The organism is Pseudomonas sp. FA-1, assembly GCF_056856075.1.
The window spans coordinates 715,684-737,629 of the sequence record NZ_JBWXTH010000001.1; the positions used below are offsets into that span (position 1 = coordinate 715,684).

Here is a 21,946-nt window from a genome sequence, read left to right on the forward strand (position 1 = left end):
TAAGACAGACATTTCGTCAAGCCGTTGTGTTCTTCGTGGGTAACCCACACCCACAAGCTGTATGCACAGGTACAAAAAAGCCGGCTTATTCACATAAGCCGGCCTGTGCATAACCGATTGTGGATAAATCAGTCCTTCTTGATTTTCTCCGGTCGCTTCCAGCCGTCGATGTTGCGCTGCCGTGCCCGGCCGACTGCCAACTGACCGGCTTCAACGGCCTGGGTGATGGTCGAACCGGCAGCCGTGGTGGCGCCGGCCTGTATTTCCACAGGCGCGACCAGCGAATTGTTCGAACCGATGAACACGTCGTCGCCCATCACGGTCTTGAACTTGTTGGCGCCATCGTAGTTGCAGGTAATGGTGCCTGCGCCGATGTTGGTGCGCGCGCCGACCTCAGCGTCGCCCAGATAAGTCAGATGACCAGCCTTGGCGCCCTCGCCCAGGTGGGCGTTCTTCAGTTCGACAAAGTTACCCACATGGGCCTTGGCCTCCAGCACGCTGCCAGGGCGCAACCGGGCGAATGGGCCGGCATCGCTGCCCTCACCCATCACAGCGCCTTCAAGGTGGCTGTTGGCCTTGATGATCGCACCCTTGCGCAGGGTGCTGTTCTTGATGACGCAGTTCGGGCCGATCTGGACGTCGTCCTCGATCACCACCTTGCCTTCGAGGATCACGTTGATATCGATCAACACATCGCGCCCAACGGTCACTTCACCCCGCACATCGAAGCGCGACGGGTCACGCAAGGTCACGCCCTGGGCCATCAGGCGACGGCCTTCGCGCAGTTGATAGTGCCGTTCCAGTTCGGACAGCTGGCGACGGTCGTTGGCGCCCTGCACTTCCATCGGGTCATGGGGCTGCTCGGTGGCGACCACCAGGCCATCGGCCACGGCCATCGCGATCACGTCGGTGAGGTAGTACTCGCCCTGGGCATTGTTGTTGGACAGGCGCCCCATCCAGTCAGCCAGGCGCGCCGCCGGCATGGCGAGGATGCCAGTGTTGCCTTCCTTGATCGCCCTTTGCGCCTCGCTGGCATCCTTGTGCTCGACGATCGCCGCTACCTGGCCCTGCTCATCGCGAACGATACGGCCGTAACCCGTCGGGTCCTCGAGGTTGACGGTCAACAAGCCCAATTGGCTGTCGCTGACCTTGGCCAGCAAGCGCTGCAGGGTTTCTACCTCGATCAGCGGTACATCACCGTAGAGCACCAGCACGGTGTCTGCGGTAATCGCCGGCAGCGCCTGGGCCACAGCATGGCCGGTACCCAATTGTTTGTCCTGCATGACGAAGTTCAGATCGTCTGCAGCCAGGCGCTCGCGTACCTGTTCCGCCCCATGGCCGATGACCACATGGATACCCTTGGGCTGCAGCTGGCGAGCGCTGTGGATAACATGGCCCAGCATGGAGTTGCCGGCGACCGGGTGCAGTACCTTGGGCAACGCCGAGCGCATGCGGGTGCCTTGGCCGGCGGCGAGAATAACGATATCGAGAGACATTGACTGGCTACCAATCCTGGGCGGTCAGTGGCATGACCGTGTAATGGGGATTAAAAAAGAAAAAGGGTAGCCGATGGCTACCCTTTTTCTCAATCTGCATGAAGCCTGCGGTATCAGCCGCCGAACTTCTTGCGGATCTGCTGGACGGTACGCAGCTGGGCTGCGGCCTCGGCCAGACGTGCGGATGCGGCACTGTAGTCGAAATCCGCGCCTTTCTCATGCAGGGCCTTCTCAGCAGCCTTGACGGCTTCCTGAGCGGAGGCTTCGTCCAGGTCGGCTGCACGCTGCACGGTGTCGGCGAGTACCTTGACCATGTTCGGCTGCACTTCCAGGAAACCACCGGAGATGTAGAACACCTCGCGATCGCCACCCTGCTTGGTCAGCGTGATCGGACCTGGCTTCAGATTGGTGATCAGCGGCGCGTGGCCTGGAGCGATACCCAGATCGCCCAGGTTGCCGTGCGCAACCACCATCTCGACCAGACCGGAGAAGATTTCTCCTTCCGCGCTGACGATATCGCAATGGACTGTCATAGCCATCTGCTTGCCTCAACCTGATTAGCGCCCCTTGCGGGGCGCCGGGATTACAGTTTCTTGGCTTTCTCGATCGCTTCGTCGATGCTGCCGACCATGTAGAACGCTTGTTCTGGCAGGTGGTCGTAGTCACCTTTGAGGATGCCGCTGAAGCCAGCGATGGTGTCTTTCAGGGAAACGTACTTGCCTGGCGAACCGGTGAAGACTTCGGCCACGAAGAACGGCTGCGACAGGAAGCGCTGGATCTTACGAGCACGGGCTACCAGTTGCTTGTCGGCTTCGGACAGTTCGTCCATACCCAGGATCGCGATGATGTCCTTCAGCTCTTTGTAGCGCTGCAGAACATACTGGACCTGACGGGCAGTTTCGTAGTGCTCGTTGCCGATCACGTTCGGGTCCAGCTGGCGCGAAGTCGAGTCCAGTGGATCGACCGCTGGGTAGATACCCAGGGAGGCGATGTCACGGGACAGAACGACGGTGGCGTCCAGGTGGGCGAAGGTGGTGGCAGGCGATGGGTCGGTCAAGTCGTCCGCAGGAACGTAAACGGCCTGGATCGAGGTGATCGAACCTTCTTTGGTCGAAGTAATACGCTCTTGCAGAACGCCCATCTCTTCGGCCAGGGTCGGCTGGTAACCTACTGCCGAAGGCATACGGCCCAGCAGTGCGGATACTTCGGTACCGGCCAGGGTGTAACGATAGATGTTGTCGACGAACAGCAGAACGTCGTTACCTTCGTCACGGAACTTCTCAGCCATGGTCAGGCCGGTCAGCGCTACGCGCAGACGGTTTCCTGGTGGCTCGTTCATCTGACCGTAGACCAGCGCTACCTTGTCGAGAACGTTGGAGTCCTTCATCTCGTGGTAGAAGTCGTTACCCTCACGAGTACGCTCACCCACACCGGCGAACACGGAGTAACCGCTGTGCTCGATGGCGATGTTACGGATCAGTTCCATCATGTTCACGGTCTTGCCGACGCCGGCGCCACCGAACAGACCAACCTTACCACCCTTGGCGAACGGGCAGACCAGGTCGATAACCTTGATGCCGGTTTCCAGCAGGTCGTTGCCGCCTGCCTGGTCAGCGAACGAAGGGGCTTTCTGGTGGATGCCACGACGCTCTTCTTCGCCGATCGGGCCAGCTTCGTCGATCGGGTTGCCCAGAACGTCCATGATACGGCCCAGAGTGGCCTTACCAACCGGAACGGAAATGGCAGCGCCGGTGTCGACGACATCCAGACCGCGCTTCAGGCCTTCGGTGGAGCCCATCGCAATGGTACGAACCACGCCGTCGCCCAGCTGCTGCTGAACTTCCAGGGTGGTTTCCGCGCCTTGTACTTTCAGCGCGTTGTAAACACTCGGCACGACGTCACGTGGGAATTCCACGTCGATGACGGCGCCGATGATTTGAACGATACGTCCGCTACTCATAGCTGGATCCTCTGAATATTTGAACCGTTAAACCGCGGCAGCGCCGCCGACGATTTCCGAGATCTCCTGGGTGATCGCAGCCTGACGCGCCTTGTTGTAGATCAGCTGGAGTTCGCTGATCAGGTCACCGGCGTTGTCTGTGGCGTTCTTCATGGCGATCATCCGGGCCGCTTGTTCAGCAGCGTTGTTCTCGACCACCGCCTGGTACACCTGCGACTCCACGTAACGCACCATCAAGCCGTCCAGCAGCTCTTTTGCGTCGGGTTCGTACAGGTAGTCCCAGTGATGCTTGAGTTCCTGATCCGGGGTTGCCACCAACGGTACCAATTGCTCGACCGTCGGCTTTTGGGTCATGGTGTTGATGAACTTGTTCGAAACCACCGAAAGGCGATCGATACGGCCGTCCAGGTAGGCGTCCAGCATCACCTTGACGGAGCCGATCAGATCGTTGATCGATGGCTCTTCGCCCAAGTGGCTGATCGCGGCTACGACGTTGCCGCCAAAGTTGCGGAAGAAAGCCGCACCCTTGCTGCCGATCACGCACAGGTCGATTTCCACGCCCTGTTCGCGGTTTTCGTTCATGTCCTTGACCAGGGCCTTGAACAGGTTGGTGTTCAAGCCACCGCACAGACCACGGTCACTGCTCACCACGATATAACCGGCACGCTTTACAGGGCGCTCGATCATGAACGGGTGGCGGTATTCCGGGTTGGCGTTGGCCAGATGACCGATCACCTGGCGGATACGCTCCGCGTAAGGACGGCTAGCAGCCATGCGCAGTTGAGCCTTGCGCATCTTGCTGACCGCCACTTTCTCCATGGCGCTGGTAATTTTTTGCGTGCTTTTGATGCTCGCAATCTTACTGCGAATCTCTTTTGCGCCTGCCATGTATCACCTATCAGGTTAGCAAGCGGGGGCCAGGGCCCCCGCTGCGGCTTACCAGGTCTGGGTGGCCTTGAACTTCTCGATACCGGCTTTGATACCAGCGTCGATTTCGTCGTTGAAGTCACCCTTCACGTTGATCTTCGCCATCAGTTCGGCGTGATCACGGTGGAAGTAGGCGATCAGTGCTTGCTCGAAGCTACCGACCTTGGAGACTTCTACGTCGGTCAGGAAGCCACGCTCAGCGGCGTACAGCGACAGCGCCATGTCCGCGATGGACATCGGAGCGTACTGCTTCTGCTTCATCAGCTCGGTAACGCGCTGACCATGCTCCAGCTGCTTGCGGGTAGCCTCGTCCAAGTCAGAAGCGAACTGGGCGAATGCCGCCAGTTCACGGTACTGAGCCAGAGCGGTACGGATACCACCGGACAGCTTCTTGATGATCTTGGTCTGAGCGGCACCACCTACGCGGGATACCGAAACACCGGCGTTCACTGCAGGGCGGATGCCCGAGTTGAACATGGCCGATTCCAGGAAGATCTGACCGTCGGTGATCGAGATCACGTTGGTCGGAACGAACGCGGAAACGTCGCCAGCCTGGGTTTCGATGATCGGCAGAGCGGTCAGGGAACCGGTCTTGCCAGTTACGGCACCGTTGGTGAACTTCTCGACGTACTCTTCGGAAACGCGCGATGCACGCTCCAGCAGACGGGAGTGGAGATAGAACACGTCGCCTGGATAAGCTTCACGTCCTGGAGGACGGCGCAGCAGCAGGGAGATCTGACGGTAGGCAACGGCCTGCTTGGACAGGTCATCGTAAACGATCAGTGCGTCTTCACCGCGGTCACGGAAGTATTCGCCCATGGTGCAGCCGGCGTACGGAGCCAGGAACTGCAGTGCGGCGGATTCCGAGGCGCTGGCGGCAACAACGATGGTGTTGGCCAGGGCGCCGGCTTCTTCCAGCTTGCGAACGACGTTGGCGATGGTCGACTGCTTCTGGCCGACGGCCACGTAGACGCAGAAGATGCCGCTGTCTTTCTGGTTGATGATCGCGTCGACCGCCATGGCGGTCTTACCGATCTGACGGTCACCGATGATCAGCTCGCGCTGGCCACGGCCAACCGGGATCATGGCGTCGACCGACTTGTAGCCGGTCTGTACAGGCTGGTCTACCGACTTACGCCAGATAACGCCCGGAGCGACCTTTTCGACCGCGTCGGTTTCGGTGGTGGTCAGAGGACCTTTACCATCGATCGGGTTGCCCAGCGCGTCAACAACGCGGCCCAGCAGGCCCTTGCCGACCGGCACTTCGAGGATGCGACCGGTGCACTTGGCGCTCATGCCCTCGGCGAGGGAGGTGTACGCACCCAGTACCACCGCACCTACGGAGTCTTGCTCCAGGTTCAGTGCCATACCGTATACGCCGCCCGGGAACTCGATCATTTCGCCGTACATGACGTCGGCCAGACCGTGGATCCGCACGATACCGTCGGAAACGCTTACGACGGTACCTTCGTTACGGGCTTGGGAGCCGACATCGAGCTTCTCGATGCGACCCTTGATGATTTCACTAATTTCGGAAGGATTGAGTTGCTGCATTGCTCTGCTGCCCCTTCAAACTCAAGATTTCAATGCTTCGGCCAGTTTCGCGATCTTGCCGCGAACCGAGCCATCGATTACCAGGTCGCCGGCGCGGATGACGACGCCGCCGATCAGGCTGGCATCCTCCGACGCGTGCAGGCGCACTTCCCGGCTGAGCCGTGCACTGAGAACCTTGGCGAGTTTGTCTTGCTGTTCTTGGTTCAACGCAAAAGCACTGGTGACTTCCACGTCCACGGACTTCTCTTGCTCGGCCTTGTACAGGTCGAACAGAGCCGCAATCTCCGGCAGAAGCAGGAGACGGTCGTTTTCCGCGGCAACATGAATGAAATTCTGTGCCTGTGCATCGAACTTGTCACCGCAGACTTCAATGAATGCGGCGGCCTTTTCTGCGCTTGTCAGTCGCGGGGCCTTGAGCAGGCGCTGCATGGTGTCGTCTTCCGACACCGCAGCAGCCAGGCCGAGCATGGCTGACCAATTGGCCAGTTGCTGATGGGCCTGGGCATGCTCAAAGGCAGCCTTAGCGTAAGGTCGGGCCAACGTGGTCAGTTCTGCCATGATCGCCCTCGCTTAAATTTCAGCGGCCAGTTTGTTAACCAGCTCCGCATGCGCGTTTTGATCGATTGTGGCGCCAAGGATCTTTTCAGCACCGCCAACGGCCAGGGCACCCACTTGGGCACGCAGGGCGTCTTTGACGCTGTTGAGTTCCTGTTCGATCTCGGCTTGAGCCTGAGCCTTCACACGGTCAGCTTCGACGCGAGCCTGTTCACGGGCTTCCTCGACAAGCTGAGCAGCGCGTTTCTTGCTTTGCTCAATGATTTCGGCTGCCTGTGCCTTTGCTTCACGCAGTTGCTGACCCGCTTTCTCTTGGGCCAGCTCCAGGTCGCGAGCTGCGCGGTTGGCAGCGTCCAAGCCGTCGGCAATCTTCTTTTGGCGCTCTTGCAGGGCAGTGATGACCGGAGGCCATACGTACTTCATGCAGAAGAGCACAAAAATCAGGAAAGCAACGGATTGGCCAATCAGGGTTGCATTAATGTTCACGCCAACACCTCGCTCGGTCTTTGTCCATCACACCAATCAACTCGTGGGAACGAGTGATTAGCCGGCGATCTGACCAACGAAGGGGTTCGCGAAGGTGAAGAACAGAGCGATACCAACACCGATCATGGTTACGGCGTCGAGCAGACCGGCGACGATGAACATCTTGACCTGCAGCATCGGAACCATCTCAGGCTGACGAGCAGCGCCTTCCAGGAACTTGCCGCCCAGCAGGCCGAAACCAATGGCGGTACCCAGAGCACCCAGGCCGATCAGCAGAGCAACAGCGATAGCGGTCAGACCAACTACAGTTTCCATCTTTCCTCCCGACTTTTACGTCGTATTGGTTAGGTTTTTAGTTTGAAGCGGTAAAACAAATCGTTTGGTACAGCTGCCCTTGCGGACGTTTTTGGCCTTCCCCCCAAACAGGCGGGGAAGGCTATCAGACACGCGAGGCGGTCTTAATGGTTATCTTCGTGAGCCATCGACAAGTAGACGATGGTAAGCATCATGAAGATGAAGGCTTGCAGGGTGATGATCAGGATGTGGAACACAGCCCACGCCCACTGCAGCACCACACCCAGGCCGCTGAGCCACAGGATGCCGGCGCCGAACATCACGGCGATCAGGATGAACACCAGCTCGCCGGCGTACATGTTGCCGAACAGACGCAGTGCCAGGGAGATCGGCTTGGCGATCAGGGTGACGAATTCCAGCAGGAAGTTCACCGGGATCAGCAGGATCTGCACGAAGATGTTCTTGCTGCCGAACGGGTGCAGGGTCAGCTCACCGATGAAGCCGCCCAGGCCCTTGACCTTGATGCTGTAGAAGATGATCAGCGCGAACACGCAGAAGGCCATGGCCAGGGTCGCGTTCGGGTCGGTGGTCGATACGGCACGGAACGGGATGTGCGGGTCGCCGGAGATCAGGATGGCCAGCTGAGGAATCCAGTCGACCGGTACCAGGTCGATGGCGTTCATCAGGAATACCCAGACGAAGATGGTCAGCGCCAGCGGGGCGATCACCGGGCTGCGGCCGTGGAAGGAGTCCTTCACGCTGCCGTTGACGAAGTCCACCAGCACTTCGACGAAGTTCTGCAGGCCGCCAGGCTGGCCGGAAGTCGCCTTCTTGGCCGCCATGCGGAAGATGAACAGGAAGATCAGACCCAGCGCGACGGACCAACCCAGGGTGTCCAGGTGGAACGCCCAGAAGCCCATTGCCTTGGCTTCTGCAGCCGAATGGGCGAAGCCCCAGCTGCCGTCTGGTAGTTGACCGTAGGTCAGGTTCTGCAAGTGGTGCTGGATATAGCCCGAAGCGGTTTCTGCTGCCATGGTTGCCTCAAACGCCCTAAGGTCTCGAAAGTCTTTTATTCATCAGCAGGGGCGCGAACCAGCTGACCAGTAGGGTCAGCAGGAAGACGCCGAATACTGCTAACGGCGCCAATGGCTTCACTCCTGCGAAGGTCAGTGCAAAAAGCACTGCCGTCAAAATCAATTTGCCTGCCTCGCCCGCGTAGAACGACTTGACGATGGCCTGCGCTGCCCTGGCCCCGCTATAGCGAAATGCCTTCCAGGCGAAATACACATTGGGCAGCCAGGCGATCAACCCTCCGCAGAGGCCTGAATAACCGCTGACCGCGCCTTGCCACTGCCACAACACCAGAGTTGCCAGCAGAAACACGATACATTGAGCCAGCAGCACCGGAAAAACCGCCCAGCGATGGAAAGGCAAGCGGTTTGGCGTGCGGATTTCCATCACAACTGCTCCTCGAAAGTCGACCGTCAAGTCAGCAATGACTTGGCATAATTTGTGCCGACAAAATGCGCGCAGAGTATAGGGGTGGTTTAACCCCTATTCAACTCTTCGTAGTGATTTCCGACTGCGCGCTACAACGGGAATTGTTTCAGCGGATGTGAGCAAGCACGCCTTGCAGCTCATCGAGGGAGTTGTAGCGAATTACAAGTTGGCCCTTGCCCTTGTTGCCATGGCGTATCTGCACGGCCGAGCCCAGGCGCTCTGCCAGACGCTGTTCGAGGCGCGCGATATCCGGATCAGGTTTGGCCTGTTCGACCGGATCAGATTTGCCGTTGAGCCACTGGCGTACCAGCGCTTCGGTTTGGCGTACGGTCAGGCCACGTGCGACAACATGCCGCGCCCCCTCTTCCTGGCGATCTTCCTCCAGCCCAAGCAGTGCACGGGCGTGGCCCATCTCCAGGTCGCCATGGGCGAGCATGGTCTTGATCGCCTCGGGCAGCGAGATCAGCCGCAGCAGGTTGGCCACGGTGACCCGCGACTTGCCCACGGCATCGGCGACCTGTTGCTGGGTCAGCTCGAACTCCTGCTGCAGGCGCTGCAACGCCAGGGCCTCTTCCAGAGGGTTGAGGTCCTCGCGCTGGATGTTTTCGATCAGCGCCATGGCGATGGCCGCTTCGTCGGGCACCTCGCGGACCATGGCCGGGATGGTGTCCAGGCCAGCCTGCTGGGTGGCACGCCAACGGCGTTCACCGGCGATGATCTCGTAGCGGTTCTCGCCGATCGGGCGGACCACGATCGGTTGCATCACGCCCTGGTTGCGAATGGAGTGCGCCAGTTCTTCCAGCGCTTCGGGGTCCATGTCACGGCGTGGCTGGTACTTGCCACGCTGGATCAGCTCGACCGGCAGGTGTTGCAGTTCCTTCTGGTCGACCTTCACAGCCTGCTCTTCGAGCGTGCTGACGGAGGGACCACTGAGCAGTGCATCCAACCCACGTCCGAGACCCCGTTTCTTAACGGCCATGCGGATTCCTTAAGTTGTTTGTGCAGTGCGTGATTGACGGCGTTGACGGCGAACCAGTTCCCCGGCCAGGGCCAGGTAGGCCAGCGCGCCACGCGATTGTTTGTCGTAGGCCAGGGCCGGCATGCCGAAACTCGGCGCCTCGGCCAGGCGGATGTTGCGCGGGATGACCGTGTCGTACAGCTGGCTGCCGAAATGTTCCTTGAGCTGGGCCGAAACGTCGTTGTTCAGACTCAGGCGCGGGTCGTACATGGTCCGCAACAAGCCCTCGATCTTCAGCTCCGGGTTCAGGCGGGCAGCGATACGCTTGATGTTATCCACAAGGTCGCTGAGACCTTCCAGTGCGTAGTACTCGCACTGCATCGGGATGATCACGCCATCGGAGGCGACCAGGGCATTGAGGGTCAGCATCGACAGCGAAGGCGGGCAGTCGATGAGAATGAAATCGTAGTTGTCGCGAATCGGCGCCAACGCATTGCGCAGGCGGCTCTCCTTCATCTGCATCTCGAGCAGTACCACTTCCGCGGCAGTCAGGTCGCGGTTGGCCGGCAACAGCTGGAAACCGCCATGCTCGGAGAAATGCATCGCCTGGGCCAGGTCGCACTCCCCGATCAGCAGGTCATAGACCGAATGCTCGAGCTCGTGCTTGTCCACACCGCTGCCCATGGTGGCGTTGCCCTGCGGATCGAGGTCGATCAGCAGCACGCGGCGCTTGGTCGCGGCCAGCGATGCGGCGAGATTGATACAGGTGGTGGTCTTGCCCACACCACCCTTCTGGTTCGCGATTGCGAATACCTTAGCCATTGTTGCGTGTGTTCCCAGTCATGCCTTGCGGCGCAGTATCAGCAGATGGCGCTGGCCCTGGCAACCCGGAACGGTCAGGGCCTGCTCGCTTTCCACTGTGAAGTCTGCGGGCAATGCTACCAGTTCATCGGCAGGATGCAGCCCCTTCATTGCAAGCCATTGCGTCCGCGCGTCGCCCAGGTGGCGCGTCCAGTTGGTGAAATTCTCCATGCTGCTGAAGGCCCGCGAAATGATCCCGCAGAACGGCTGCGGGGGCTGGAACGCCTCGACCCGGCTGTGGATAACCTCCAGGTTGTCCAGCTTCAGCTCCATTTTCACCTGAGTGAGGAAGCGGGTTTTCTTGCCGTTGCTGTCGAGCAGTGTCACCTGCTTGTGTGGATGCAGGATCGCCAGCGGGATGCCAGGCATGCCACCACCGCTGCCGACATCGAGCCAACGTTGCGTGTCGCTGTGGATAAACGACATCACGCTCAGGCTGTCGAGCAGGTGGCGCGACACCATCTCGTCGGGGTCGCGTACGGCGGTGAGGTTGTAGGCCTTGTTCCACTTGATCAGCAGGGCCAGGTAACCCAGCAGCTGCTCGTGCTGCTGCGGGCTCAGCTCGACACCGAGCTGGCGCGCACCTGTGGACAACTCTTCTGCGTGTTGCGGGGTGACCAGGGAACTCAAGCGCTTTGCTCCAATTCGCGGCCGGCGCCGCGTTTCTTCAGATGAATCAGCAACAGGGAAATTGCCGCCGGGGTCACGCCAGGGATGCGCGACGCCTGGCCCAGGGTTTGCGGACGGGTCTGGCCGAGCTTGCTCTGGATCTCCTTGGACAGGCCGGAGATCGTGGTGTAGTCGATATCCACAGGCAGGCGGGTGTCTTCGCTGGCACGCAGACGGGCAATCTCTTCCTGCTGGCGATCGATGTAGCCGGCGTACTTGGTCTTGATCTCGACCTGTTCGGCCACCTGTGGATCGATTTGTTCCCCACCGGTCACTTCGACCAGCCCAGCGTAGTCGATTTCCGGGCGAGCCAGCAGGTTGAGCAGGCTGTATTCATGGCTCAGCGGCGTGCCGAACTTATCCACAATGGCCTGGCCTTGTTCGGTGTTCGGGCGCACCCAGGTCGACTTCAACCGCTGTTCCTCACGCTCGATGCCTTCGCGCTTGGCGCAGAAGGCTGCCCAGCGCACATCGTCGATCAACCCGAGTTCGCGGCCTTTCTCGGTCAGGCGCAGGTCGGCGTTGTCCTCGCGCAGGATCAGCCGATATTCGGCGCGCGAGGTGAACATGCGGTACGGCTCCTGGGTACCCAGGGTGATCAGGTCGTCGACCAGCACACCGATGTATGCCTCGTCACGGCGTGGGCACCAGCTTTCGCGCCCCTGCGCGCGCAAGGCAGCGTTGGTGCCGGCCAGCAGGCCTTGGGCGCCGGCTTCTTCGTAACCGGTGGTGCCGTTGATCTGCCCGGCGAAGAACAAGCCGCCGATGACCTTGGTCTCCAGGTTGTACTTGAGGTCACGCGGGTCGAAGTAGTCGTACTCGATGGCATAGCCCGGGCGCACGATATGGGCGTTTTCCATACCGCGGATCGAACGCACCAGCTCCAGCTGCACATCGAACGGCAGCGACGTGGAAATGCCGTTGGGGTACAGCTCGTGGGTGGTCAGGCCTTCCGGCTCGATGAACACCTGGTGGCTTTCCTTGTCGGCGAAACGGTGGATCTTGTCCTCGATCGACGGGCAATAGCGCGGCCCGACACCTTCGATCACGCCCGAGTACATGGGCGAGCGGTCGAGGTTCGAGGCAATGATTTCGTGGGTGCGCGCGTTGGTATGGGTGATCCAGCAGCTCACCTGGCGCGGGTGCATCTGGGCATTGCCCATGAACGACATCACTGGGATCGGCGTGTCGCCCGGCTGTTCGCTCATTACCGAGAAATCCACCGAACGCCCGTCGATACGCGGTGGGGTACCGGTTTTCAAGCGACCGACGCGCAGCGGAAGTTCACGCATGCGGTGGGCCAGGGCAATCGAGGGCGGGTCGCCGGCACGGCCACCGGAATGGTTCTGCAAGCCGATGTGGATAAGCCCACCGAGGAAGGTGCCGGTGGTCAGTACCACGGCGTCGGCGAAGAAACGCAGGCCCATCTGGGTGACTACGCCCTTGACCTGGTCCTGCTCGACGATCAGGTCATCACAGGACTGCTGGAATATCCACAGGTTCGGCTGGTTTTCCAGGATCTCGCGGACCACTGCCTTGTAGATGGCGCGGTCTGCCTGTGCACGGGTGGCACGCACGGCCGGGCCCTTGCGGTTGTTCAGGATGCGGAACTGAATGCCGCTCTTGTCGGTGGCCAGCGCCATCGCGCCGCCGAGCGCATCGATTTCCTTGACCAGATGGCTTTTGCCGATGCCACCGATGGCCGGGTTGCAGCTCATGTGACCGAGGGTTTCCACGTTATGGGTCAGCAGCAGGGTTTTCACACCCATGCGTGCGGACGCAAGCGCAGCCTCGGTACCGGCATGGCCGCCGCCGATGACGATCACTTCAAAACGGGAAGGGAAATCCACCACGCACCTCGTGCCTGTTTTTGCGAATAGAGAAGGTAAGCGGACAAGTATAGGGACTTCCCCCCGCTTAAAGAAACCTTTTGCGCAAATTTTGACCAGGCTGTGGATGAGTGGCGGGCAAAAGAAAACAAAGAGGAAAAATTTAAAAAAGCTTTGTTTTTATGTTTATTCTTAGGCAGCCACTCACATGTGGATAACTTGATGTAGCCCAGTAGAGGCAAGGCCTAGAACGATTCATAACCCTGTGTTGGACAGGGGGTGAGGGTTCTGGATAACGGCGTTTAACCTGTGGATTAAAGTGCCGATTACCCACAGGCCGGTTTGTCCTCAGCAAAAAAAGCCGGTTATCAACGGAGCTGAAGGCGAGTTTTCCACAGAGCTCCTGCGGGCAGCATTCGGCCTGTGAATGAAATTGAGCAAGGTCTCCTTGAGCTGATTCGCGGGGAACCTAGCGCCCACATGGTCAAATCGCAGGCAAAAAAAAGCCGCTCCAGAAGGAGCGGCCTTGGGCCTTGCCGGGCTGTGGATCATTTACCGATGCAGAAACTCGAGAAAATCCGCCCCAGCAGGTCGTCCGAGCTGAAGGCCCCGGTGATTTCGCCCAGAGCCTGCTGCGCCTGGCGCAGGTCCTCGGCCAGCAGTTCCCCGGCGCCCGCCAGTGTCAGCTGGGCACGGCCATGCTCGAGGTGAGCGCCAGCCTGGCGCAGGGCTTCCAGATGCCGACGTCGGGCGCTGAAGCTGCTTTCGGCGGTCTGCTCATAACCCATGCAGGCCTTGAGGTGATCGCGCAGCAAGTCCAGCCCCAAGCCAGTATCGCGGGCGCTCAAGGTGATGGTCACATGGCCATCGTCGCACTGCTCCAAGCCGACCTGCTCGCCACTGAGGTCGGCCTTGTTGCGAATCAGGGTCACCTTGGCGACATCCGGCCGTTGGTCGAGGAATTCCGGCCATAGGGCGAATGGATCGCTGGCCTCGGGTGCCGTGGAGTCCACCACCAGAAGCACACGATCGGCCTCGCCTATGGCCTTGAGCGCCCGTTCCACGCCAATCTTTTCCACATGGTCGTCGGTGTCGCGCAGGCCTGCCGTGTCGACCACATGAAGCGGCATGCCATCAATGTGGATATGTTCGCGCAGGATATCCCGGGTGGTGCCGGCGATATCGGTGACGATTGCCGCCTCACGCCCCGCCAGCTGGTTGAGCAGGCTCGATTTGCCAGCATTCGGTCGCCCAGCGATGACTACGGTCATGCCGTCGCGCAACAAGGCGCCCTGCCCAGCTTCGCGCTCGACTGTGGACAACTCACCGCGAACCGCATCCAGCATGGACAACACATTGCCATCGGCAAGAAAGTCGATTTCTTCCTCAGGAAAGTCGATAGCCGCCTCTACGTAGATGCGCAGGGCGATCAGGGCTTCGGTGAGCGCATGCACGCGCTTGGAGAATGCGCCCTGTAACGATCGCAATGCATTGCGCGCCGCCTGGGTGGAACTGGCCTCGATCAGGTCTGCGATCGCCTCGGCCTGGGCCAGGTCGAGCTTGTCGTTGAGAAATGCCCGCTCGCTGAATTCGCCCGGGCGCGCCAGGCGGCAACCCAACTGCAGGCAGCGCTGCAGCAGCATGTCCATGACCACCGGGCCGCCATGGCCTTGCAGCTCCAGGACGTCCTCGCCGGTGAAGGAGTTCGGCCCCGGGAAGAACAAGGCGATGCCTTCGTCCAGTACCAGCCCGTCGCTGTCGCGGAACGGTCCGTAATGGGCATGACGTGGCGCCAGCGTGCGGCCGGTGATGGCCTGTCCAGCCTGGCTGGCCAACGGGCCCGACAACCTGACGATGCCAACCCCACCTCGCCCTTGGGCGGTGGCGATGGCCGCGATGGTTTCACGCACAGTGTTCATGCTCGAAAACCTCTAGGAAAAATACACAGATAGCAAAAACGCCCCACAAGGGGGCGTTTTATTCACAGACCAGCGTAGCCGTCCGTCAAGCAGCGGCTTTCTTGGTCGCGGCCTCGATGCTACGGGTGATGTACCACTGCTGCGCGATGGACAGGCAGTTGTTCACAACCCAGTACAGCACTAGGCCTGCAGGGAACCACAGGAAGAAGAAGGTGAAGATGATCGGCATCATTTTCATGACCTTCGCCTGCATTGGATCCGGCGGCGTCGGGTTCAGGCGCTGCTGGATGAACATGGTGGCGCCCATGATGATCGGCAGGATGAAGAACGGATCCTTGATCGACAGGTCGGTGATCCACAGCATCCACGGAGCCTGGCGCATCTCGACGCTTTCCAGCAGCACCCAGTACAGGGCCAGGAATACTGGCATCTGCACCAGGATCGGCAGGCAGCCGCCCAGCGGGTTGATCTTCTCTTTCTTGTACAGCTCCATCATCGCCTGGGACATCTTCTGGCGATCGTCACCGAAGCGTTCCTTGAGCTGGGCCAGTTTTGGCGCAACGGCACGCATGCGCGCCATCGAACGGTAGCTGGCGGCGGACAGCGGGAAGAACAGGCCCTTGATCAGCATGGTCAGGACGATGATCGACCAGCCCCAGTTGCCCAGCAGGCTGTGGATATGTTGTAGCAGCCAGAAGATCGGCTGGGCGATAAACCACAGGAAGCCATAGTCGACGGTCAGTTCCAGGCCTGGGGAGAGTTCCTTGAGCTTGGACTGGATCTTCGGACCGGCGTACAGCATGGCGCTGGTTTCGGCCTTGGCGCCGGCAGGTACGTTCAATGCCGGGCCGGTGTAGCCGATGATGTAGTTGCCCTGGCTGTCCTTGCGGGTCTGGACGACGTTGTTGTCCGACTTGCTCGGGATCCAGGCGGTTACGAAGTAGTGCTGCAGCCAGGCAACCCAGCCGCCGGACACATTTTCTTTCAAACTGCCCTTGTCGATGTCCTTCATCGACACTTTCTTGTACGGCTCCGAAGCTGTCCACAGGGCAGCACCCAGGTAGGTGGCGGTGCCGGTGGCGGTGCTCGACGAAGGGTCGGAACTGGCGTCACGCTTGAGCTGGGCAAACAGGTTGCCGGTCCAGGCCTGGGCGCTCTGGTTGTCGATCAGGTAGCTGACGGTCAGGTCGTACTCACCGCGCTTGAAGCTGAAGCGCTTGATGTAGTTGACACCGTTCTCGCTGAACTTCAGGTCGACCACCAGCTGATCCTGGCCATCGGCCAGCTGGTAACTCTTGCGTTCGGAGGCATATAGCGGGCGACCGGTGGCACGGGCATCCGGGCCGTTGGCGCCGGTCAGGCCGCTCTGTGCCAGGTAAACACGCTCGCCGCCGTTATCGAACAGCTGGAACGGAATGTCCGGATGGTCCTGACGACGCGGGTACTTGGGCAGGGTCAGCTGGACGATGTCACCACCCACCGGGTCGATAGCCAGGTCCAGGACATCGGTCTTGATCCGTACCAGGTCCTTGCTGACCGCAACTGGCGCCAATTCGGCTGGGCTGGATTCAGCATTGGCGCTCGGCACATCGGCACTGGCGCCGTTATTGCCGGCCGGCACGGTGTCCGGCAACGCCGGGGCAACATTGCTGGCAGCAGTATTCTGAGTCGGCAAGGCAGCCTGGCCGTAGTCCTGGTTCCATTTCAGGACCATGACGTAGGACACGATTGCCAGGGCGACGATCAGGATCGTGCGTTTAATATCCATGATTACTCGGCTATCGAAGAAGTTCGGGAGGAAGGAGCGGGTGGAACGGGATCGAAACCACCGTCGTTCCACGGATGACAACGCCCCAGGCGACGAACGGCCAGCCACCCACCACGCATGAGGCCATGGTTTTCAATGGCTTCATAGGCGTAACAGGAGCAACTGGGGTAGAAACGACAGTGGCTGGCCATCAGTGGACTAATGGCATAACGGTAAAACTGGATCGGAACGAGTGCCAGTTTACGCATCGTGACTGTCTACCCCTGCGGAATCGGCATTAACCGCTGGAGAGGGCCGACTGCGTACCAGTCGCTTCCAGAGCTTGCCAAAGTGTTGGTGCAATTCTGGGTTTTCAATCTCGCCCAATCCCTTGCGCGCGACGATCACGATGTCCAGCCCAGCGAGCATTTGCTGGTTCAGACGGAACGAATCGCGCATCAAGCGCTTGAGGCGATTGCGTTGAACGGCGAGCTTGACGCTCTTCTTGCCGATCACCAGGCCAAGGCGTGGATGATCGAGGCCGTTCTCGCGAGCAAGGATAAGCAGGTTTTTCCCTGGAACCTTGCCGGTTGGGGAGTCGAAGACCGCTTTGAAATGCCGGGGTGTAAGCAGTCGCTTGTCCCGACTGAAGTCCTGACTCACCACCTGTGCCGAAAAATCAAATTGCCAGACGCTTACGGCCTTTGGCACGACGACGCGACAGAACAGCGCGGCCGTTCTTGGTAGCCATACGGGCACGGAAGCCGTGGGTGCGGGCGCGCTTGATGGTGCTTGGTTGGAAAGTACGTTTCATGGCGTGTTACCTGGGTTTGTCGACAACGGGCCGGAATGGCCCCCTTTTTAAGAGATCGGCGATTCTAGAGAAAGCAAGCCCATAGGTCAATTTCCAACCAACGTTTGCTTATGGAAGGCGCGACCCGGCGCTCGTGCCTTTGGCTTGATCGAACGCCTCACGGGAAGACAACATGAAAAAAGAAGGACATATAAAAAGCTTTTCTGAAGAACTTATAAAGCTTAGGTGGATAACCTGCTGTGGATAACCTCCGCAAGGCCTTAATTCATGCGTTGTACAGAGATTCAAAACCCTGTCGGTAAGGCGTGCTCCCGCTGTGCTGTGCCCGCGGAAAAGCTGTGGATTAAATGCATGGTTACCCACAGCCAAGTTATCAACAGCCTTGAGGGTGGGGTTGTGCATAGGCCTCAGGCGCGGTTATCCACAGGTCTTATTCACATGGCAGAAGGTCATTTGGGTGACGTTTTGGGAGGTTGGTCCGGGCCCAAGTCGTTGCCACATGTGGATAAGTGGCTGACCTCCCGGTACAATGGCGGTTTGTTTTTGCCTCATCCGGCTTTCAACTCAGGGGATATCCGTGTCAGTGGAACTTTGGCAGCAGTGCGTGGAGCTTCTACGCGATGAACTGCCTGCCCAGCAATTCAACACCTGGATCCGTCCGCTACAGGTCGAAGCCGAAGGCGACGAGTTGCGCGTGTATGCGCCCAACCGTTTCGTTCTCGATTGGGTCAATGAAAAATACCTGGGCCGCCTGCTCGAACTGTTGGGCGAGCATGGCAGCGGCATCGCGCCTGCCCTTTCCTTATTAATAGGTAGCCGCCGCAGCTCCGCGCCGCGTGCCGCGCCCAATGCGCCGGTCAGTGCTGCCGTGGCGGCATCCATGGCCCAGCAGACCCAGGTGCAACAGCCAGCCCAGGTCGTCGCAGCCAGCGAACCGGTCGTCGAGCCTGCGCTGGAGCTTGCCCCTGCCCTCGAGATCGAAGAGCCGTCTTCGCGTGACAATTTCGACGCCATGGGCGATTCCGCCTCGGCGCCGGCTACCACCGGTCGTACCGAGCAGCGCACCGTTCAGGTCGAAGGCGCCCTCAAGCACACCAGCTACCTGAACCGCACCTTCACCTTCGAGACCTTTGTCGAAGGTAAATCGAACCAACTGGCCCGTGCCGCTGCATGGCAGGTCGCCGACAACCCTAAGCATGGCTACAACCCGCTCTTCCTTTATGGTGGCGTGGGCCTGGGTAAAACCCACCTCATGCATGCTGTGGGTAACCATCTGCTCAAGAAGAACCCCAATGCCAAGGTTGTCTACCTGCATTCCGAGCGGTTCGTGGCAGACATGGTCAAGGCGCTGCAGCTCAATGCAATCAACGAGTTCAAGCGTTTCTATCGCTCCGTCGATGCGCTGCTGATCGACGATATCCAGTTCTTTGCCCGCAAGGAGCGCTCCCAGGAAGAGTTTTTCCACACCTTCAACGCCCTGCTCGAAGGTGGTCAGCAGGTGATCCTCACCAGTGACCGCTATCCGAAGGAAATCGAAGGGCTGGAAGAGCGCCTGAAGTCACGTTTCGGCTGGGGCCTGACGGTTGCCGTCGAGCCTCCCGAGCTGGAAACCCGCGTGGCGATCCTCATGAAGAAGGCCGACCAAGCCAAGGTCGAGCTGCCCCACGACGCTGCGTTCTTCATCGCCCAGCGCATTCGCTCCAACGTACGTGAGCTGGAAGGCGCACTGAAACGGGTGATCGCTCATTCGCACTTCATGGGCCGGGACATCACCATCGAGCTGATTCGTGAATCGCTCAAGGACCTGCTGGCGCTTCAGGACAAGCTGGTCAGTGTGGATAACATCCAGCGTACCGTGGCCGAGTACTACAAGATCAAGATCGCCGACCTGTTGTCCAAGCGGCGTTCGCGGTCCGTCGCTCGCCCACGTCAGGTCGCCATGGCCTTGTCCAAGGAGCTGACCAACCACAGCTTGCCGGAAATCGGCGACATGTTCGGCGGTAGGGACCACACCACGGTGTTGCACGCCTGCCGCAAGATCAACGAATTGAAGGAATCCGACGCGGACATCCGCGAGGACTACAAGAACCTGCTGCGTACGCTGACGACCTGATGGGCGTCGGAGCAGCTAATTGAAGGCAAGGGACTAGACCATGCATTTCACCATTCAACGCGAAGCCCTGTTGAAACCCCTGCAACTGGTCGCAGGCGTCGTCGAGCGCCGCCAGACCTTGCCGGTCCTGTCCAACGTGCTGCTGGTCGTACAAGGCCAGCAACTGTCGTTGACCGGTACCGACCTGGAAGTCGAACTGGTTGGCCGCGTGCAACTGGAAGAGCCGGCGGAGCCTGGCGAGATCACTGTCCCGGCCCGCAAGCTGATGGACATCTGCAAGAGCCTGCCCAACGATGTCCTGATCGATATCAAGGTCGACGAGCAGAAGCTGTTGGTAAAAGCAGGCCGCAGCCGTTTTACACTGTCGACCCTGCCGGCCAATGACTTCCCGACTGTCGAGGAAGGCCCTGGCTCGCTGACCTGCAACCTGGAGCAAAGCAAGCTGCGCCGCTTGATCGAGCGCACCAGCTTCGCCATGGCCCAACAGGACGTGCGCTATTACCTCAATGGTATGCTGCTGGAGGTGTCGACCGACACTCTGCGCGCCGTTGCCACCGATGGTCACCGCTTGGCGCTGTGCTCCATGCAGGCAGCGATCGGCCAGGCCGAACGTCACCAGGTCATCGTTCCACGCAAAGGTATCTTGGAACTGGCGCGTCTGCTGACTGACCCGGAAGGCATGGTCAGCATCGTTTTGGGCCAGCACCACATTCGCGCGACTACCGGTGAGTTCACCTTCACGTCGAAGCTGGTCGATGGCAAGTTCCCGGACTACGAGCGTGTCCTGCCTAAAGGTGGCGACAAGCTGGTGATCGGTGATCGTCAGGCGCTGCGCGAAGCGTTCAGCCGCACCGCGATCCTGTCCAACGAAAAGTACCGGGGCATTCGCCTGCAGCTGGCTTCCGGCCAATTGAAGATCCAGGCCAACAACCCTGAGCAGGAAGAAGCGGAAGAAGAAATCAGCGTCGACTACACCGGCAGTTCGCTGGAGATCGGGTTCAACGTCAGCTACCTGCTGGACGTGCTGGGGGTCATGACCACGGAGCAGGTGCGCCTGATCCTGTCCGACTCCAACAGCAGCGCCCTGCTCCAGGAAGCCGGCAACGATGATTCCTCGTACGTCGTCATGCCGATGCGCCTGTAACCTGTAGCAGGTCAAATGTCCCTTCGACGTATCATGGTCACCGCGGTGCGCAACCTGCACCCGGTGACTCTCTCTCCCTCTCCTCGCATCAATATCCTCTACGGCGCCAACGGCAGCGGCAAGACCAGTGTGCTGGAGGCGGTGCACCTGTTGGGGTTGGCTCGGTCCTTCCGCAGTACACGCTTGAACCCGGTCATTCAATACGAGCAGCCAACCTGCACGGTATTTGGAGAGGTTCAGCTTGTCGAAGGTGGTACCAGCAGCCTGGGCATTGCCAGGGATCGCCAGGGAGAATTCACTATCCGTATTGATGGGCAGAATGCGCGCAGTACGGCCCAGTTAGCCGAGTTGCTGCCGCTGCAGCTGATCAACCCGGACAGTTTTCGTCTGCTTGAAGGCGCCCCTAAGATTCGACGGCAGTTCCTGGATTGGGGAGTGTTCCACGTGGAACCTCGGTTCATGGCTGCCTGGCAGCGCCTGCAGAAGGCACTGCGGCAGCGGAACTCATGGTTGCGTCATGGTACACTTGACGCTGCTTCGCAAGCTGCCTGGGACCGGGAATTGTGCCTGGCCAGCGCGGAGATAGATGAATACCGTCGCAACTACATCAAGGCCTTGAAGCCTGTCTTCGAGCGAACCCTGAGCGAACTGGTGGAGCTAGACGGGTTGACCCTGAGCTACTACCGAGGCTGGGACAAGGACCGGGAACTCAACGAAGTACTCGCCTCTTCTCTTCTTCGGGATCAGCAGATGGGCCATACCCAGGCCGGCCCACAGCGTGCAGATTTGCGCCTTCGACTGGGTGCGAACAACGCCGCCGACATCCTCTCACGGGGCCAGCAGAAGCTCGTGGTGTGTGCCTTGCGGATTGCCCAAGGCCACCTCGTCAGCCAGGCTCGCCGCGGTCATTGTATTTATCTCGTGGATGACTTGCCGTCCGAGTTGGATGAGCAGCATCGCCGTGCGCTATGCCGCTTGCTGGAAGAATTACACTGCCAGGTTTTTATCACCTGTGTAGATCACGAATTACTGAGGGAAGGCTGGCAGACGGAAACGCCAGTTGCTTTGTTCCACGTGGAACAAGGCCGTATCACCCAGACCCACGACCATCGGGAGTGAA

General features: G+C 59.8%; 22 protein-coding genes. 3 read left to right on the forward strand and 19 right to left on the reverse strand.

Annotated elements, in window-relative coordinates; all coding sequences use genetic code 11:
- Positions 1-128: 128 nt before the first annotated feature.
- From glmU to rpmH, 19 genes are all read right to left on the reverse strand, one after another.
- A complete protein-coding gene (glmU, locus tag AC1MHZ_RS03290; protein WP_368828722.1) occupies positions 129-1,496 on the reverse strand; it encodes a bifunctional UDP-N-acetylglucosamine diphosphorylase/glucosamine-1-phosphate N-acetyltransferase GlmU in 1,368 nt (455 codons plus the stop codon).
- A 113-nt stretch (positions 1,497-1,609) separates the two neighbouring features.
- Positions 1,610-2,035 (reverse strand): F0F1 ATP synthase subunit epsilon, encoded by a 426-nt coding sequence (locus tag AC1MHZ_RS03295; protein WP_084855264.1) that lies wholly within the window; start codon positions 2,033-2,035, stop codon positions 1,610-1,612.
- A 44-nt stretch (positions 2,036-2,079) separates the two neighbouring features.
- Positions 2,080-3,456: a F0F1 ATP synthase subunit beta gene (gene atpD / locus AC1MHZ_RS03300; protein WP_023383132.1), complete on the reverse strand. Its 1,377-nt coding sequence runs from the start codon at positions 3,454-3,456 to the stop codon at positions 2,080-2,082.
- Positions 3,457-3,483: 27 nt separating this feature from the next.
- A complete protein-coding gene (gene atpG / locus AC1MHZ_RS03305) occupies positions 3,484-4,344 on the reverse strand; it encodes a F0F1 ATP synthase subunit gamma (RefSeq protein ID WP_084855263.1) in 861 nt (286 codons plus the stop codon).
- Between the two features lie 48 nt (positions 4,345-4,392).
- Positions 4,393-5,937: a F0F1 ATP synthase subunit alpha gene (gene atpA / locus AC1MHZ_RS03310; RefSeq protein WP_084855262.1), complete on the reverse strand. Its 1,545-nt coding sequence runs from the start codon at positions 5,935-5,937 to the stop codon at positions 4,393-4,395.
- 21 nt (positions 5,938-5,958) lie between these two features.
- A complete protein-coding gene (locus AC1MHZ_RS03315) occupies positions 5,959-6,495 on the reverse strand; it encodes a F0F1 ATP synthase subunit delta (RefSeq protein WP_043214190.1) in 537 nt (178 codons plus the stop codon).
- Positions 6,496-6,507: 12 nt separating this feature from the next.
- Positions 6,508-6,978, reverse strand: a complete 471-nt coding sequence (locus AC1MHZ_RS03320; RefSeq protein WP_023383136.1) for a F0F1 ATP synthase subunit B — start codon at positions 6,976-6,978, stop codon at positions 6,508-6,510.
- Positions 6,979-7,035: 57 nt separating this feature from the next.
- On the reverse strand, positions 7,036-7,293 hold the full coding sequence (gene atpE / locus AC1MHZ_RS03325; protein WP_003097235.1) for a F0F1 ATP synthase subunit C: 258 nt from the start codon (positions 7,291-7,293) through the stop codon (positions 7,036-7,038).
- A 143-nt stretch (positions 7,294-7,436) separates the two neighbouring features.
- The gene (gene atpB, locus AC1MHZ_RS03330) at positions 7,437-8,306 is read right to left on the reverse strand and encodes a F0F1 ATP synthase subunit A (protein WP_023383137.1); all 870 of its coding nucleotides are present in this window, start codon (positions 8,304-8,306) and stop codon (positions 7,437-7,439) included.
- A gap of 16 nt (positions 8,307-8,322) precedes the next feature.
- Positions 8,323-8,730, reverse strand: a complete 408-nt coding sequence (locus AC1MHZ_RS03335) for a F0F1 ATP synthase subunit I (protein WP_084855261.1) — start codon at positions 8,728-8,730, stop codon at positions 8,323-8,325.
- Positions 8,731-8,878: 148 nt separating this feature from the next.
- Complete coding sequence (locus tag AC1MHZ_RS03340; RefSeq protein ID WP_084855260.1) at positions 8,879-9,751, reverse strand: ParB/RepB/Spo0J family partition protein; 873 nt, start codon at positions 9,749-9,751, stop codon at positions 8,879-8,881.
- Between the two features lie 9 nt (positions 9,752-9,760).
- Positions 9,761-10,552 (reverse strand): ParA family protein, encoded by a 792-nt coding sequence (locus AC1MHZ_RS03345; protein WP_084855259.1) that lies wholly within the window; start codon positions 10,550-10,552, stop codon positions 9,761-9,763.
- An 18-nt stretch (positions 10,553-10,570) separates the two neighbouring features.
- Positions 10,571-11,221, reverse strand: coding sequence for a 16S rRNA (guanine(527)-N(7))-methyltransferase RsmG (gene rsmG, locus AC1MHZ_RS03350; RefSeq protein ID WP_084855258.1), 651 nt, complete (start codon positions 11,219-11,221; stop codon positions 10,571-10,573).
- Complete coding sequence (gene mnmG / locus AC1MHZ_RS03355) at positions 11,218-13,110, reverse strand: tRNA uridine-5-carboxymethylaminomethyl(34) synthesis enzyme MnmG (protein WP_482966007.1); 1,893 nt, start codon at positions 13,108-13,110, stop codon at positions 11,218-11,220. Before mnmG ends, rsmG begins: the two co-directional genes overlap by 4 nt.
- Positions 13,111-13,637: 527 nt before the next feature.
- A complete protein-coding gene (mnmE, locus tag AC1MHZ_RS03360; RefSeq protein ID WP_084855256.1) occupies positions 13,638-15,008 on the reverse strand; it encodes a tRNA uridine-5-carboxymethylaminomethyl(34) synthesis GTPase MnmE in 1,371 nt (456 codons plus the stop codon).
- Positions 15,009-15,093: 85 nt separating this feature from the next.
- Positions 15,094-16,776, reverse strand: coding sequence for a membrane protein insertase YidC (yidC, locus tag AC1MHZ_RS03365; protein WP_084855255.1), 1,683 nt, complete (start codon positions 16,774-16,776; stop codon positions 15,094-15,096).
- Between the two features lie 2 nt (positions 16,777-16,778).
- Positions 16,779-17,024, reverse strand: a complete 246-nt coding sequence (yidD, locus tag AC1MHZ_RS03370; RefSeq protein ID WP_084855254.1) for a membrane protein insertion efficiency factor YidD — start codon at positions 17,022-17,024, stop codon at positions 16,779-16,781.
- Positions 17,017-17,421 (reverse strand): ribonuclease P protein component, encoded by a 405-nt coding sequence (gene rnpA / locus AC1MHZ_RS03375; RefSeq protein WP_084855253.1) that lies wholly within the window; start codon positions 17,419-17,421, stop codon positions 17,017-17,019. Before rnpA ends, yidD begins: the two co-directional genes overlap by 8 nt.
- A 13-nt stretch (positions 17,422-17,434) precedes the next feature.
- Positions 17,435-17,569: a 50S ribosomal protein L34 gene (gene rpmH / locus AC1MHZ_RS03380; RefSeq protein ID WP_003253163.1), complete on the reverse strand. Its 135-nt coding sequence runs from the start codon at positions 17,567-17,569 to the stop codon at positions 17,435-17,437.
- A 577-nt stretch (positions 17,570-18,146) separates the two neighbouring features.
- On the opposite strand from rpmH, the gene dnaA reads away from it, so the two are divergent.
- From dnaA to recF, 3 genes are read left to right on the forward strand one after another with little or no spacing between them, the layout of a single operon-like run.
- On the forward strand, positions 18,147-19,682 hold the full coding sequence (dnaA, locus tag AC1MHZ_RS03385; protein WP_084855252.1) for a chromosomal replication initiator protein DnaA: 1,536 nt from the start codon (positions 18,147-18,149) through the stop codon (positions 19,680-19,682).
- A 40-nt stretch (positions 19,683-19,722) separates the two neighbouring features.
- Positions 19,723-20,826, forward strand: a complete 1,104-nt coding sequence (dnaN, locus tag AC1MHZ_RS03390; RefSeq protein WP_084855251.1) for a DNA polymerase III subunit beta — start codon at positions 19,723-19,725, stop codon at positions 20,824-20,826.
- Between the two features lie 15 nt (positions 20,827-20,841).
- The gene (gene recF / locus AC1MHZ_RS03395; protein WP_084855250.1) at positions 20,842-21,945 is read left to right on the forward strand and encodes a DNA replication/repair protein RecF; all 1,104 of its coding nucleotides are present in this window, start codon (positions 20,842-20,844) and stop codon (positions 21,943-21,945) included.
- The last annotated feature ends 1 nt before the right edge of the window (position 21,946 follow it).

Excerpts from the sequence above, each read along its gene's own strand:
- AC1MHZ_RS03295 (WP_084855264.1), bottom strand. The coding sequence starts at position 2,035 with ATGGCTATGACAGTCCATTGCGATATCGTCAGCGCGGAAGGAGAAATC.
- atpD (WP_023383132.1), bottom strand. The coding sequence starts at position 3,456 with ATGAGTAGCGGACGTATCGTTCAAATCATCGGCGCCGTCATCGACGTG.
- AC1MHZ_RS03340 (WP_084855260.1), bottom strand. The coding sequence starts at position 9,751 with ATGGCCGTTAAGAAACGGGGTCTCGGACGTGGGTTGGATGCACTGCTC.
- atpA (WP_084855262.1), bottom strand. The coding sequence starts at position 5,937 with ATGCAGCAACTCAATCCTTCCGAAATTAGTGAAATCATCAAGGGTCGC.
- yidD (WP_084855254.1), bottom strand. The coding sequence starts at position 17,024 with ATGCGTAAACTGGCACTCGTTCCGATCCAGTTTTACCGTTATGCCATT.
- mnmE (WP_084855256.1), bottom strand. The coding sequence starts at position 15,008 with ATGAACACTGTGCGTGAAACCATCGCGGCCATCGCCACCGCCCAAGGG.
- glmU (WP_368828722.1), bottom strand. The coding sequence starts at position 1,496 with ATGTCTCTCGATATCGTTATTCTCGCCGCCGGCCAAGGCACCCGCATG.
- atpB (WP_023383137.1), bottom strand. The coding sequence starts at position 8,306 with ATGGCAGCAGAAACCGCTTCGGGCTATATCCAGCACCACTTGCAGAAC.
- yidC (WP_084855255.1), bottom strand. The coding sequence starts at position 16,776 with ATGGATATTAAACGCACGATCCTGATCGTCGCCCTGGCAATCGTGTCC.
- AC1MHZ_RS03335 (WP_084855261.1), bottom strand. The coding sequence starts at position 8,730 with ATGGAAATCCGCACGCCAAACCGCTTGCCTTTCCATCGCTGGGCGGTT.
- rpmH (WP_003253163.1), bottom strand. The coding sequence starts at position 17,569 with ATGAAACGTACTTTCCAACCAAGCACCATCAAGCGCGCCCGCACCCAC.
- AC1MHZ_RS03345 (WP_084855259.1), bottom strand. The coding sequence starts at position 10,552 with ATGGCTAAGGTATTCGCAATCGCGAACCAGAAGGGTGGTGTGGGCAAG.
- recF (WP_084855250.1), top strand. The coding sequence starts at position 20,842 with ATGTCCCTTCGACGTATCATGGTCACCGCGGTGCGCAACCTGCACCCG.
- atpE (WP_003097235.1), bottom strand. The coding sequence starts at position 7,293 with ATGGAAACTGTAGTTGGTCTGACCGCTATCGCTGTTGCTCTGCTGATC.
- dnaN (WP_084855251.1), top strand. The coding sequence starts at position 19,723 with ATGCATTTCACCATTCAACGCGAAGCCCTGTTGAAACCCCTGCAACTG.
- AC1MHZ_RS03315 (WP_043214190.1), bottom strand. The coding sequence starts at position 6,495 with ATGGCAGAACTGACCACGTTGGCCCGACCTTACGCTAAGGCTGCCTTT.
- atpG (WP_084855263.1), bottom strand. The coding sequence starts at position 4,344 with ATGGCAGGCGCAAAAGAGATTCGCAGTAAGATTGCGAGCATCAAAAGC.